Genomic DNA, 1,154 nt, shown 5'->3' with positions numbered 1-1,154 from the left:
GGGTGCCCAGATGATCCGGCTGAACGTAGTAGAGGGCGCTGCCCTTCAACAATCCGACGGGCAGGTTGTCCGACCAGATCACCTGCTGAAGTGCAATACCCGGTCGCCGAAAGCCACCGACGCGGCCCTGGAGGCGTCTTGATTGCTCAAGCTGAAGCGCCTCCTATTGACAATCAGATGACTGGACCTCAACCAGGAGAGGGAATGCCCCTCTCCTGACATCTTCAATCACCGCTCCCAGTTCGGCCGTCACCCAACGACGGCTGCTCCGCACGCATTCGCTCTTCAATCAAACTCAGTGCGTCCTCGTGTTCTTCCAAGACTGCATCGTGGAAGGGAGCGCCTCTTTTAGCCACCTTACGGAAGGAGAGGATTACCTCGCGGGCCTCCTGGTAGCGCTCGATACTCATAAGTGCATCGACCAACCCAGACGCCACATAGGCATCGTGAGGGCGGGTCTTTTCGAGTGCCCGAAACGCGCGAAGGGACAATTCTGCGTCATTCGCGCGCATGCCGATGGCTGCGAGAAGTAGCCAAGCCCCTTCCGTTTCATGGCCTTGGTCAACGAAATCAATCAGCCAAGCGCGCGCTCTAGGAACGTCTCCCGCTTCAAGCCAGCTTTTTACTTCATCGAATTCCATTGAGGTCATCTTCAGTTATTTTGTCTTGGCAACGCCAAGATACGCATCCAGTAAGGCAACGGGCCCTGCTTCCACCCCATACTCCCTTAAGGTCGGGATCCCTGCGAGCGCGACTGCAGATTGACACGCAGTGCTCAATCTCCTTCCTGCAGTCCTCATCCTTGTCTCTGTCCGAGCAGGCTTGCTTCAGCACTGCCAATGACATCTGCGACGTAGCGCTATTGGGATTGAGCAAACCGTTGGGACCGATCCCCATCATTTCTTGGAGCATCAAAACATTCTTGAGGGAGTCCAAGTTGATTTTTGGACCAAAATCCCAATTGCCGTTCGGATTGCTGAGGTCTGTCTCATTGTACGCCCCAACGGCACCCGGGGCGCCCGTGACCACGGGCGGCGGGGGCAGCAAAGGAATTGCCAGCATCCCATCCGGGTCAACCGAGGTGAGAGGGTTGCCCTTCACGTAGCCATAGGTGCTGATTCCCCCCTGCAATCCGAGCGGGTCTGACGTCACGA

Annotated in this window: 1 protein-coding gene and 1 pseudogene; both read right to left on the bottom strand. The window is 56.8% G+C overall.

The features are described from left to right. Positions 1 to 224: 224 nt before the first annotated feature. Entirely contained in the window at positions 225 to 641 is a 417-nt protein-coding gene (locus HMPREF3114_RS08565; RefSeq protein WP_049416238.1) for a tetratricopeptide repeat protein, read from the bottom strand. Further along, a pseudogene (locus tag HMPREF3114_RS21280) lies at positions 628 to 1,154 on the bottom strand (hypothetical protein); the annotation flags it as partial. The pseudogene HMPREF3114_RS21280 and the gene HMPREF3114_RS08565, both read right to left, overlap by 14 nt.

It is taken from the genome of Stenotrophomonas sp. HMSC10F07, assembly GCF_001807895.1.
Classification (GTDB): domain Bacteria; phylum Pseudomonadota; class Gammaproteobacteria; order Xanthomonadales; family Xanthomonadaceae; genus Stenotrophomonas; species Stenotrophomonas sepilia.
Note: the sequence above shows the minus strand (reverse complement) of the source record. Positions and strands in the feature narration are given on the sequence as shown.